Raw genomic sequence first — 12,482 nt, forward strand, 5'->3', positions numbered from 1 at the left:
GTGTCAGCCGTTGAGCTTGGTGACCTTGCCGGCGCTGAGGTCGATCACCAGGGACCGGGAGTCGATCCAGGGACCGTTCTTCACCTTCGGCAGCAGCCGGACACAGCGGTGCGCACCGCAGGTGTCGAGTGCGGCCGGCTGGGCGCCCGGCACCGAGTGGTAGATCATGCTGGACAGCTCCAGCTGGTCCGGGGAGGTGAGCTCCTTGCCGGTGGCGTCCTTGTAGTCGGCCTTCAGGCCCGCGCCGAGCGGGTCGGCGATGAGCACCCGCGCCGCCTCGTTCTGCTCGTCGGCGCTCAGCGGCGGCTGGACGCCGCGCTGGGTGCCGGTGTTCTCCACCTTGCCGGTGTCGAGGTTGACCGTCTTGGTGACGACCGTGTCCGTCTTGTAGTCGTAGAACGTGACGTCGGCGCGCCGGGGCGCGTCCGGGTCGTCGAGTTCACCGGCGTCGGGCGCCGCGAGCTCGACGCCGAGGCGCTGCGGCCCGCGCTCGCCCTCGACGTTCTGTGCGGCGTTGAACGCCTGCCGGCTGAGCGCGACGCTCTCGGCCCGCTTCATCTCGTCGTCCGTGAGCGGGTCGCTGCCCTTGCCCTTCTCGCCCTCGTCGGGCGCGGCCTGGACGACGCCCGGCGGCACCGCGGCGCTGTCGCCGGCGGCGGCCGCCTGCCCGGCGCTCCGGGCGGTACCGCCCTGCCCTGCCTTGTCGTCCGCCCCCGCCGTGCCCGGCAGGGTGATCGCGACCATCACGGCTGTCGAAGCCACTGCGATGGCCGTACCCGCCACCACCTTGCCCAGGTGGCGGCGCACTGTCGTGCGCACAATTGCCCCCTACTCCCCCTGCTGCCGGGAGTACGTCTGTCTGCCCCACTGAATGCGGCACGCGCCGGATGCCCGGCGTATGCACTGGTCGACAGGTAAGAGGGCAGTAAGTCGAAGGCGGTTCCATCAGTTTCCGCGAGACTCGGGCGCCAAGGCGCCCCCGGGTCGGCGGCACACCTGAAAGAGTCGGTTCATGCAGGTCTGGCCTGGAGAGGCGTACCCCCTCGGTGCCACGTACGACGGCGCCGGCACGAATTTCGCGGTCTTCACGGAGGCCGCGGACCGAGTAGAGCTGTGTCTGCTGCACGACGACGGCTCGGAGACGGCGGTGGAACTGCGGGAGAGCGACGCGTTCGTCCGGCACGCGTACCTGCCGGGCGTGATGCCCGGCCAGCGCTACGGCTTCCGGGTGCACGGTCCGTACGACCCCGCGCGCGGGCTGCGGTGCAACTCGGCGAAGCTGCTGCTCGACCCGTACGCGAAGGCGGTCGCCGGCGCGGTCCGCTGGGGCGAGGAGGTGTACGGGTATCCCTTCGGCTCACCCGAGAGGCGCAACGACCTCGACTCCGCGCCGCACACCATGGCGTCGGTGGTGGTCAACCCGTACTTCGACTGGGGCGACGACCGGCCGCCGCGCACCGAGTACCACCGCACGGTGATCTACGAGGCCCATGTGAAGGGCCTGACGATGCTCCATCCGGGGCTGCCGGAGGAGCTGCGGGGCACCTACGCGGGCCTCGCGCACCCGGCGGTGATCGAGCATCTGACGGGGCTCGGGGTGACGGCGCTGGAGCTGATGCCGGTGCACCAGTTCGTCAATGACCACCGGCTGGTCGACATGGGTCTGAACAACTACTGGGGCTACAACACGATCGGCTTCTTCGCCCCGCACAACGCCTACGCCTCCTGGGGCGACCGGGGCCAGCAGGTGCTGGAGTTCAAGTCGGCGGTGCGGGCGCTGCACGAGGCGGGCATCGAGGTGATCCTCGACGTGGTCTACAACCACACGGCCGAGGGCAACCATCTGGGCCCGACGCTGTCCTTCCGGGGCATCGACAACCAGAAGTACTACCGGCTGGCCGAGGACGCCCGCTACTACACGGACACGACCGGCACGGGGAACTCGCTGCTGATGCGGTCGCCGCACGTCCTCCAGATGATCATGGACTCGTTGCGGTACTGGGTGACCGAGATGCATGTGGACGGCTTCCGCTTCGACCTCGCGGCGACACTCGCCCGGCAGTTCCACGAGGTGGACCGGCTGTCCTCGTTCTTCGACCTGGTGCAGCAGGACCCGGTGGTCTCCCAGGTGAAGCTGATCGCCGAGCCGTGGGACGTGGGCGAGGGCGGCTACCAGGTGGGCAACTTCCCGCCGCTGTGGACGGAGTGGAACGGCAAGTACCGCGACACCGTGCGCGATCTGTGGCGGGGCGAGCAGCGCACCCTCGCGGAGTTCGCCTCCCGGCTGACCGGCTCCTCCGACCTCTACCAGGACGACGGCCGCCGTCCGCTGGCCTCCATCAACTTCGTGACCTGCCACGACGGGTTCACCCTGCACGACCTGGTGGCGTACAACGACAAGCACAACGAGGCGAACGGCGAGGACAACCGGGACGGCGAGAGCCACAACCGGTCCTGGAACTGCGGGGCCGAGGGCGAGACCGAGGACGCGCGGGTCCTGGAGCTGCGGGCGCGGCAGATGCGCAACTTCATCGCCACGCTGCTGCTGTCCCAGGGGGTGCCGATGATCAGCCACGGGGACGAGTTCGGGCGGACCCAGCGGGGCAACAACAACGCCTACTGCCAGGACAGCGAGCTGGCGTGGGTGCACTGGCCCGCGGAGGGCAGCGGGCTGCTGGACTTCACCCGCGCCCTCACCCGGCTGCGCCGCGAGCACCCCGTCTTCCGGCGGCGGCGCTTCTTCCACGGACGGCCGGTGGAGGGCACCCACGACGAGCTGTCGGACATCGTCTGGTTCACCCCGGAGGGCGAGGAGATGACCCAGCGGGACTGGGAGCGGGCGCAGGCGTCGGCGCTGTCGGTGTTCCTCAACGGCAACGCGATCTCGGAGCCGGGCCCGCGCGGGGAGCGGATCACCGACGACTCGTTCCTGCTGCTGTTCAACGCCTCCCCCAAGGAGCTGGAGTTCATGGTGCCGGTCGACCACGGGCGCCAGTGGCAGGTCGTCGTGGACACCGCCGACCCGGAGCCGGTGGCGCCGGGCGCGGGCCGCAAGGTGCAGGCCGGGGACCGGCTGACCCTGGCGGACCGGAGCATGACGGTCCTGCAGCGGCCGGCCTGAGCCCACCCGGTGACCGGTGACAGGAAAGCGGGCGGGGCGGGTACGTAGGTCTCCATGACCCCTGCGCGCCCCGCTCCCGTCACGCCCACGGCCACCTACCGGCTCCAGCTCCAGCCCGCGTTCCCGTTCGCCGCCGCGGCGGCCGCCGTGCCGTACCTGGCCTCGCTCGGTGTGTCGCATCTGCACCTCTCGCCGGTCCTGGAGGCCGTGCCGGGCTCCCCGCACGGCTATGACGTGGTGGACCACGCGCGCGTACGCGAGGAGCTGGGCGGCGAGGAGGGGCTGCGGGCGCTGGCGGCCACCGCGCGCGAGCACGGGCTGGGGCTGGTCGCGGACCTCGTGCCGAACCACATGGCGATGAGCCCGCGCCACAACCGCGCCCTGTGGGAGGTGCTGCGGGAGGGCCCGGGGTCGCCGTACGCGCGCTGGTTCGACATCGACTGGGAGGCGGGCGGCGGGCGGATGCTGCTCCCGGTCCTCGGGCACCCGGTCGGCGCGGAGCTGGAGCGGCTGCGGGTCGACGGCGGGGTGCTGCGCTACTACGACCACGTCCTGCCGCTCCGCGAGGGCACCGCCGAGCTGCCGCTGCCGCAGCTGCTGGACGCCCAGTGGTACCGGCCGGTGTGGTGGCGGCTGGCCCGCACCGAGCTGAACTACCGGCGGTTCTTCAGCATCTCGGAGCTGATCGGGGTGCGGGTGGAGGACCCGGAGGTCTTCGAGGCCACCCACGGCACGGTCCTGCGGCTGCTGCACGAGGGCGTCCTCGACGGGCTGCGGATCGACCACCCGGACGGGCTCGCCGACCCCGACGGCTATCTGGAGCGGCTGCACGAGGCCGGCGGCGGCCGCTGGACGGTGGTGGAGAAGATCCTCGCGGACGGGGAGCGGCTGCCGCACTCCTGGCCGGTCGCCGGCACCACCGGCTACGACGCCCTGCGCCACGTCGACGGGCTCTTCACGGACCCCGCGGGCGCCCGGGAGCTGCTGGGCCTCTACCGGCGTCTCGCCGCCCCGCAGGCGGACCGCGGCGGCGACTGGGCGGCGACCGCGCGACGTGCTGCGTACGAGGTGCTGGCGCACGAGCTGGCGGCGGAACGCGACCGGCTGACCCGGCTCGCCTCGCGGATCTGCGCGGACGCCCCGGAACCGGTCCTGCGCGACCGGGCGCCGTGGGCGCTGCGCACGGCGCTGGAGGAGCTGCTGGTCCGGATGGAGGTCTACCGGCCGTACGCCTCGGGCGACGCGGCCGCCGTCGTCACCGAGAAGGCGGCCGAGGAGGCCCGCGCGGTGTTCACGGTGGCGGAGGAGGCGGGCGCCGTCGACGCGGTGCGGACGCTGGTGCTCGGCGGCCGGGGGCCGCTGCGCGCGGAGTTCCGGGCCCGGTTCGCGCAGACGGCGTCCGCGCTGCGCGCCAAGTCCGTGGAGGACACCGCGTTCTACCGGTACGTGCCGCTGCTCGCGGCGAACGAGGTGGGCGGCGAACCGGGCCGCCCCGGGGTGTCCCCGGCGGAGTTCCACGCGTACTGCGCACGCGTGCAGCGCGACTGGCCGGCGGGCGGCACGGTCGTCTCCACGCACGACACCAAGCGCAGCGCCGACGTACGGGCCGCGCTGGCCGTGCTCACCGAGTGCCCGGAGCGCTGGGCGGAGGTCCTGGAGCAGGCCACGCGCGCGGAGGCCGAGGCGCCGGACGGTCAGCTCGCGTGGGCGGCGTGGCAGACGGTGTTCGGGCTCGGCCCGGCGGACCGGGAGCGCGTCCGGGAGGCGCTGCTGAAGCATGTGCGCGAGGCCGGCCTGCGCACGAGCTGGACCGAGCAGGAGGCGCCGTACGAGGAGGCGGTGGCCGCGTTCGTCGCGGCGGGCCCGTGCGGGGCGCCCGGGGAGCGGGTGGCGGCGCTGCGGCGGGCGCTGGAGCCGCACATCGGGGCCAATGTGCTCGGTACGGCGCTGGTGCATCTGACGATGCCGGGGGTGCCGGACGTCTACCAGGGCACCGAGGACGACTGCCGCACCCTGGTGGACCCGGACAACCGGCGTCCCGTGCGGTTCCCGCCCGAGGAGCGCGGCACCAAGGCGGCGGTGACCCGGGCCGCGCTGCGGCTGCGCCGGCGCCGGCCGGCCGCCTTCGGGACGGCGGCGGCGTACGAGCCGTTGGCCGCCGAGGGTCCGGCCGGGGAGCACTGCCTGGCGTTCGCGCGCTCGGGGGAGACGGTCACGGCGGTGACCCGGCTGTCGCTGCGGCTGGCTGCGGCGGGCGGGTGGCGGGAGACCCGGCTGCCGCTGCCGCCGGGACGGTGGGCCGACGTCCTGGTGCCGGGGCGGGTGTTCGAGGGGCACGCGCGCGTGGCGGATCTCTTCGCTCAGCTGCCGGTGGCGCTGCTGGAACGCGCGGACTGAGCGGGCCGCCGGGCCGTCGCCGGGCCCGGCGGCACGTGCCTCCGGGCGCCCCCGGGAGGCTCCCCCTGGGTGTTCTTGACAGTTCACCCAGTCCGTGGGGTACTGCGGAGAGCGAAGCCGGTCGGACATGACGGGGGTGAGTCTCCTGCCGGTGCTGCGCTACCCCACGGTGACCGAACTGACGGCCAGCGCCCGGGCCCTGACGGCACGGCATCCCGGACTGTGCGCCCTGCGCCAGGTGGGGCTCTCCCGCGCGGGCCGTCCGCTGCATCTGCTGTCCGTCGGGCGCGCCCGGCGGGCGGTGCTGGTCGTCGCGGGTGCCCACGCCAACGAGCCCACCGGTGGCCCGACCCTGCTGTGCCTGGCCGAACGGGTGCTGGAAGAGCGGGAGTTGCGCAGCGGCACCTCCTGGCACTTCCTGCTGTGCGCGGATCCGGACGGCGCGAGTCTGCATGTCACGCCCGCACCGCGCAGTCTGCTGGAGTACCACCTGGGGTTCTTCCGGCCCGCGGGGCCCGAGCAGCCGGAGTGGTCGCCCGCCGTGCTGCCGCCCGACCGGCTGCCGCCCGAGACCCGTGCGCTGACCCGGGTCATCGACGAACTGCGGCCCTACCTCCAGGTGACTTTGCACGGCACCGATCTGGGCGGCAGCTGGGTGCAGCTGACGAAGGACATCCCGGGGCTCGCCGAGCCGTTCGCGAAGTCCGCGGCGCAGCTGCACATCCCGGTCGAGACGGGCGCCTCGGACGCGGCGGGCTGGCCGGCCTCCGGACCGGGGGTGCGGGTCATGCCGGACGCCGACGCGGGCGCGGCGTACCCGAGCATGCCGGACGACGCCCGGCACAGCACCTGGTACCACGCGCATCGCTACGGCGGTCTGACGGCGGTGGTGGAGGTGCCGATGTGGGCGAGCGACCTGGTGGACGACTCCGCGCCGCACCCGGAGCCGGCCGCGGCGATCCGGCGTCTGGCGGAGCGGCTGCTGCGGGACGCGCGGGAGGTGGAGGGGGTGCTCGCCGAGGCGCTGCCGCGGCTGGAGGGCGTGGACGGGCCGCTGCTGCGGGCGGCGCGGTGGGGGCTGGAGGTGGTGCCGGGCCTGGCCTCGGACTGGACCCACACCCCGCCCGCCGACACGACGATGGCGTACGTCGGCAGTGTGGACGCCTTCGCCCGGCGGCTGCCGCTGCGGGCGGCGGCGATGCTGTGGCGGGTGCTGCAGGAGAGCGACGACCACGCCGCGCCGCGGCTGGAACAGCTCGTCGGGAGGTGGAGCGACGCGTTCGCCGTGCGCTTCGGCGCCCGCTGGGTGCCGTTGGAGCACCAGGTGGAGCACCAGAGCCGTACCGTCGTCGCGGCGGCCCTGCACGCGCGCGCGGGAGCGGCGTAGGGCACGCGGCGCCCGCCGCCCCACCGGCCCGACGCGGTCAGACTCCAGGCGCACCGGCAGCGGTGTCGTCGTAGGGCGGACACCGCGCCGGTGCGGACCGCCGTCTCGCAGGCGGACGGGACGGCGCAGGGCACGCGGCCCCAGCACCGCCCCGCCGGCGCGGCGCGGTCAGGCTCCAGGGGCGTCGGCAGCGGTGTCGTCCAGGGCGAACACCGCGCCGGTTCGGGCCGCCATCTCGCAGGCGTTGGAGAAGGTCTGGGTGTACGCGACGGCCCGCCCGTTCCACTGTCCGCTCGCGTGGGCCGTCACCGGGGCGTAGACGAGGGTGCAGACGGTGTCGTGGGCGGCCGGGAGGGCCCGGAGGTCGCCGTTCACCGCGGTGAGCTGGTCGCAGGCCTCGGCGGCGCGCCGGTGGCCCTGGGGCGGGCCGCACAGCAGCAGGGTGGCCCGGGTGCCGTCGGTGGGGGCGGTGTCGCGGGTGACGGAGAGCTGGAGCCAGTTGGCGGGCTGGGGGTCCTGGGCGGCGGCCCGGGCGGGAGCGGCACCGGCGGCGAGGAGGAGGGCGGCCGCGGCGGGCAGCAGGACGCGCCGCAGGGGCACCGGGGCGAGGGAGTGCGAGTGTCTCATTCCCGGTGCATCGGCACGGCGGCCTGGGTTCCCCAGTCCGGCTCACCCGAACGCGTGGGCCGAGGGGGCCGGCCGGCCAGTTCGAACGCCGCGAGCACCACCCGCGCCTGGTACTCCGCCTGGCGGGCGACCGGGACCCAGCGGGCCTGGCAGTCGTCCCGGAAGGCGGCGCACCAGTGGTCGATGAGCGCGTCCAGCTCCGGCAGGGCGCCCGCGGGGTCCTGCCCGGCGCCGGTGACGAGCTGGTGCAGCAGGCCCGCCGTGCGGACGGCGATGCGCCGGCCCGCGATGCGCAGGGCCGTCAGATGGGCGGCGGTGAGCGGCGGGAGGGGCCGCCCGGGGTCGGCGGTGTCGGGGTCCCAGGCGTCGGCGAGTCCGGGGCAGACCAGAAGGTAGTCGTCGACGGGCGCGAGCAGCCGGTCGGCCTCGGGGGTGCCGGGCAGCCGGGGCCGCACCCGGGCGAGGAGGTCCGCCAGCAGCCGGGTGTCGTGGCGCAGGGTGCCGCTCACGGCGCGCAGCTCCGCGTCCCGGTCGGCGGGCGGGGAGCCGTCCTCGACGGCGGCCACACCCCACATGGGCGCCTCGACGACCGCCGTGAGCGTGCCGTGGCGGTGCGGGTGGTACCAGGTCGACTCGACGGCGGCCTCGGTGATGGCGGCGGCCAGTCCGCGTCGGCGCGGGGGCGGGATGCGGTAGACGGCGGGTCCCAGCACCGGCCAGTGGAGGGCGTCGTACGCGCCGAGTTCGCGCGGAATGCCGAGCCGGGCGGCGGCGTAGGCCACACGGCGGTCGAGGCCGGGCAGGTCGCGGGTGAGTTCGACGAAGCCGCCGCCGACGTCGACGCCGTGCAGCGAGCACTGGAAGAAAGGTTTCAGTTCGTCCTGGAGGCGGAGCAGCGCCCGGGTCTCCGGGAGCGCGGCGGCGGCCGCCCCGTCGGGCAGCCACTCGGGCTGCTCCAGGAAGCCGGGCCGGAAGAAGTGCCGGAAGTGGCGGCCGAGGCTGTAGGGGCCGGTCAGCCAGCCCTCGTTGCGGCGCAGGCCGTCGGGGTCGAGGCAGAGCAGCAGGTTCCAGGTGGCGTCGGCGCCCTCGGTGAGCCGGGGGTCGGCGAGGGCCCGCTCGGCCAGTCTGAGGGCGGTGGCGCCGCCCACGGGCTCGTTCGCGTGCGGTCCGGCGACGACGAGGACCTGCCGGGTGCCCCGGCCGACGGAGAGCAGCAACAGCGGGGTGCCCGCGCGGGAGAGCCCGAAGCGGCGCAGCCGGGCGTCCCGGGGGTGGCGGGCGACGAGCGCGGCGGCGCGGGCAGCGAGTTCGTCCACGGTCGGGTAACGGAGGAGTGGCGGCAGGGCACACCTCCATGACGGCGCCGTCGCTTCACCGGGCGTATCCGGTGTACGCACCCTGAGTCATGGCGCGGGGGTACGTCAACACCGCCGTATCGGCCGTTACCCGGGCAAGCCGGTCGAGCGGGTGCGGGGAGGCCCCGGCGGCGGGCGGGTTCAGTTCACGGAGAGGCGGAACGCGATGTTCCCGAAGGAGACCTGGTCGCCCTCGCGGACGACGGCGGCACCGATGACCCGGCGGCCGTTGACGGTGGTGCCGTTGGTGGAACCGAGGTCGCGCAGCACCCACATGCCGCCCTGGCGGGTGAGTTCGGCGTGCACCCGCGAGACGCTCTCGTGGGTCAGCCGCAGCCCGTTGACGGGGTCGCGGCCGATCCGCAGCGCCTGTTCGGTGCCGGGGTGCGGCAGCAGCAGCTTGGGCAGCCGCTCGGCCTGCCAGGCCCGGCGCAGCCGCACGGTGAACCCGGAGACGGCCTCGACGGAGCCGAAGACCACCCGGGAGAGCCGGTTCTCCTTGGGCAGGTCGGCGGTGAGCGCGACCAGTTCGTCGGAGCGGCGGGCGGCGAGCGCGAGTTCCATGCGCCGGATGAAGGTGTCGTGCGACAGCCGGCCCATGGCGACGCCGTCACGCAGCACCTTCAGCGCCCTGTCGCGCTCCGCGTCGGACAGCCGCGCGGGGTACGGGTTCACCTCGAAGGACGACGTCACGCTGGTGATTGTCGGTCAGGGAATGCCGGGTGTCCAGAAAACGGGTGAACACCTGCCCGCGCGCGTGGCCGAAGACACCCCCCGCGACGGGGGTGTTGCTGCGCTCGACGGATGCCGTTTGCCGCACGATGGACCCGGCTACATCACGGTGAGCAGACGTAAGGGGAACCGTCCGTGCAGTTCGAGGTGTGGGCACCACAGGCAGGCCGGGTGACGCTGGAGTGCGACGGCGTCACGCGCGCGCTGCGGCCGGATGCGGAGCGGGCCGGCTGGTGGACGGGGGAGGCGGAGGCCGCGGACGGCTCGCGGTACGGCTTCGCGGTGGACGACGGCCCGGTCCGCCCGGACCCGCGTTCGCGCCGCCAGCCGGACGGGCCGGACGGGCTGAGCGCGGTCGTCGACCACGGCCGCCACGACTGGCGTGTCCCGTGGTCGGGGCGCCCGCTGCCGGGCGCGGTCCTCTACGAGCTGCACGTGGGCACGTTCACCGCCGAGGGGACCCTGGACGCGGCCGCCGCACGCCTGGAGCATCTGGCCGAACTCGGTGTCACCCACGTCGAGTTGATGCCGCTCTGCCCGTTCCCCGGGCGGCACGGCTGGGGGTACGACGGGGTCGCGCCCTGGGCGGTGCACGAGCCGTACGGCGGTCCCGAGGGGCTGAAGCGGTTCGTCGACCGGGCGCACGGACTCGGCCTGGGCGTGGTCCTGGACGTCGTGCACAACCACCTGGGCCCGTCCGGGAACTACCTGCCCGAGTTCGGCCCGTACTTCACCGAGCGCCACCACACGCCCTGGGGGGCGGCCGTCAACCTGGACGCGCCCGGCTCGGACGAGGTGCGGGCGTATCTGCTGGGCAGCGCGCTGGCCTGGCTGCGGGACTACCGGCTCGACGGGCTGCGGCTGGACGCGGTGCACGCGCTCGTCGACACCCGGGCGTACCCCTTCCTGGAGGAGCTGTCGGCGGCGGTGGACGCGCTCGCCGCGGACACGGGCCGGCCGCTGTTCCTGATCGCCGAGTCCGACCTGAACGACCCCCGGCTGATCACGCCCCGCAGCGAGGGCGGACTGGGGCTGCACGCCCAGTGGAACGACGACTTCCACCACGCCCTGCACACCGCGCTCACCGGGGAGTCCCAGGGCTACTACGCCGACTTCGCGCGCGATCCGTTCGCCGCGCTCTCCCGGACCCTCACCGGCGGGTACTTCCACGACGGCGGGTACTCCGGCTTCCGGGAGCGGCACCACGGGCGACCGCTGGACCGCTCCCGCGTCGCCGCGCACCGGCTGCTGGGCTACTCCCAGACCCACGACCAGGTCGGCAACCGGGCGCAGGGCGACCGGCTCGCGGCGGCCCTGTCGCCGGGGCTGCTCGCCTGCGCGGCGGCGCTGACGCTGACGGCGCCGTTCACGCCGATGCTGTTCATGGGCGAGGAGTGGGCGGCGGGCACGCCCTGGCAGTACTTCACCGACCACACCGATCCCGGGCTGGCCGAGGCGGTACGGCGGGGCAGGCGCCGGGAGTTCGCGGCGCACGGCTGGGCCGAGGCGGACGTACCGGATCCGCAGGACCGGGCGACCCGGGACCGCTCCTGCCTGGACTGGTCCGAGCCGCGGCGCGAGCCCCACGCGCGGGTGCTGGCCTGGTACCGCGAGCTGATCGCCCTGCGGCACGCCCAGCCTGACCTCACCGATCCCGACCTCGCGGACACCAAGGTCGCCGTGGACGCCGGGGCCCGCTGGCTCGCCTTCCGGCGCGGGGACGTACGGGTGGCGGTGAACCTGGGCGGGGCGTCGGCGGCGATCCCGCTGGGGCCGCGGCCGGCCCGGGTGCTCGCCGCGTGGGAGCCGGTCTCCGCCCCGGGGCCGGACGGGCTGTTGCATGTGCCCGGGGAGTCGTGCGTGGTGCTGTTGCAGGAGTGAGCGGCTTCCCCGCGCCCCTGGCAGGGCGCCTGCGGGCGCCCTACTCGTCGTCCTCCCGGAATTCCGTCGTTCTCTCCAGGAGGATCGGCTCCCAGGCGTGGCGGAGTTGGGCGTGCAGGAGGGGAAGCGGGGTCGTGCCGTGGCCGGTGAGGCGGTCGGCGAGGCCGGTGACGGCGTCGCAGCGGGCCAGCCAGAGGCCGCGCAGGCAGGGGCGGGCGCCGTAGCCGGCGAGGGTGGCGGCGCGGACGGCGGCGCCGGAGCCCACGGCGAGGGCGAGTCCAGCGATGTCCTCGGCGGGGTCGCCGATCACGGCGTCCGTCCAGTCGAGGACGCCCCGCACCCGGCCGTCGGCGCTGACCACGAGATGGTCCCCGCGCAGCCGGTGGTGGACGAGCACGGCGCTGGCGGGCTGCGCGGCGAGCTGGGCCGCGCCGGCCTGGGTGAGCTGGTGCAGGCGCCCCGGGTCGAACTCGTCGGCGCGGGCGAGGGTGCCGGCGGCGGCCACGGCCATGCGGCGCAGCGCCTCCAGGGAGCGCGGCGCGGTGCGCGGCACGCCGATCGCCTCGGCCTGCCGGGGCGGCACCTCGCGCAGCCCGCCGAGGAGGCCCGCGAGGTCGGCCTCGCCGACGGCGGACACCTCGTGCTCCTCGGCGGTGCCGCCGGGCACCTTGGTGTCCAGGGTGTAGGTGAGACCGGGCGACCACTCGCCGTGCGCGACACCGGTCGGCAGGGCGACGGGGACGTGTGGGCGGACGAGGTCGCGCAGCCGCAGTTCGCGGCGCTGACGGACGGTGGCGTCGTGGTCGGGGGCGAGCCGCAGCACATGGCGGGTACCGACCCACCAGGTCCAGTGCCCGCCCTCCTCGGCGACGGGCCGCACCTGGGGTCCCGGTCCGCCGCGGTCGCCCTCCTTGAGGAGCGCGCGGACCAGTCGGCGGACGGTGTCCGCGGTGGGTGTCGGTGCCTGGGTCATGATCGCGTC

General features: G+C 74.8%; 9 protein-coding genes. 4 read left to right on the forward strand and 5 right to left on the reverse strand.

What is annotated here, in order from left to right; translation table 11 throughout:
* Positions 1-3: 3 nt before the first annotated feature.
* The gene (locus U5640_RS08045; protein WP_340375098.1) at positions 4-819 is read right to left on the reverse strand and encodes a Tat pathway signal sequence domain protein; all 816 of its coding nucleotides are present in this window, start codon (positions 817-819) and stop codon (positions 4-6) included.
* Between the two features lie 193 nt (positions 820-1,012).
* On the opposite strand from U5640_RS08045, the gene glgX reads away from it, so the two are divergent.
* The 3 genes from glgX (at position 1,013) to U5640_RS08060 (ending at position 6,905) form a co-directional block, all read left to right on the forward strand.
* Entirely contained in the window at positions 1,013-3,121 is a 2,109-nt protein-coding gene (gene glgX, locus U5640_RS08050) for a glycogen debranching protein GlgX (RefSeq protein ID WP_340375099.1), read from the forward strand.
* Between the two features lie 54 nt (positions 3,122-3,175).
* Entirely contained in the window at positions 3,176-5,518 is a 2,343-nt protein-coding gene (treY, locus tag U5640_RS08055) for a malto-oligosyltrehalose synthase (RefSeq protein WP_340375100.1), read from the forward strand.
* Positions 5,519-5,654: 136 nt separating this feature from the next.
* Positions 5,655-6,905: a M14 family zinc carboxypeptidase gene (locus U5640_RS08060; protein ID WP_340385001.1), complete on the forward strand. Its 1,251-nt coding sequence runs from the start codon at positions 5,655-5,657 to the stop codon at positions 6,903-6,905.
* A gap of 168 nt (positions 6,906-7,073) precedes the next feature.
* Here U5640_RS08060 and U5640_RS08065 read toward each other — a convergent pair whose 3' ends face one another.
* The 3 genes from U5640_RS08065 to U5640_RS08075 all read right to left on the reverse strand — a co-directional run bounded on the left by U5640_RS08065 (position 7,074) and on the right by U5640_RS08075 (position 9,580).
* Positions 7,074-7,532 (reverse strand): SSI family serine proteinase inhibitor, encoded by a 459-nt coding sequence (locus U5640_RS08065; protein WP_340375101.1) that lies wholly within the window; start codon positions 7,530-7,532, stop codon positions 7,074-7,076.
* Positions 7,529-8,848, reverse strand: coding sequence for a M14 family zinc carboxypeptidase (locus U5640_RS08070; RefSeq protein ID WP_340375102.1), 1,320 nt, complete (start codon positions 8,846-8,848; stop codon positions 7,529-7,531). The genes U5640_RS08065 and U5640_RS08070 overlap by 4 nt, the downstream gene beginning before the upstream one ends.
* Before the next feature lie 180 nt (positions 8,849-9,028).
* Positions 9,029-9,580, reverse strand: coding sequence for a DUF1707 and FHA domain-containing protein (locus tag U5640_RS08075; RefSeq protein ID WP_067246699.1), 552 nt, complete (start codon positions 9,578-9,580; stop codon positions 9,029-9,031).
* 174 nt (positions 9,581-9,754) lie between these two features.
* On the opposite strand from U5640_RS08075, the gene treZ reads away from it, so the two are divergent.
* Entirely contained in the window at positions 9,755-11,500 is a 1,746-nt protein-coding gene (gene treZ, locus U5640_RS08080; protein WP_340375103.1) for a malto-oligosyltrehalose trehalohydrolase, read from the forward strand.
* A 40-nt stretch (positions 11,501-11,540) separates the two neighbouring features.
* Here the strand turns inward: treZ and U5640_RS08085 are convergent, their stop codons facing one another.
* Complete coding sequence (locus tag U5640_RS08085) at positions 11,541-12,473, reverse strand: aminoglycoside phosphotransferase family protein (protein ID WP_340375104.1); 933 nt, start codon at positions 12,471-12,473, stop codon at positions 11,541-11,543.
* Between the last annotated feature and the right edge of the window lie 9 nt (positions 12,474-12,482).

The sequence above is a fragment of the Streptomyces sp. SS7 genome (assembly GCF_037993025.1).
In the GTDB taxonomy this organism is placed as follows: domain Bacteria; phylum Actinomycetota; class Actinomycetes; order Streptomycetales; family Streptomycetaceae; genus Streptomyces.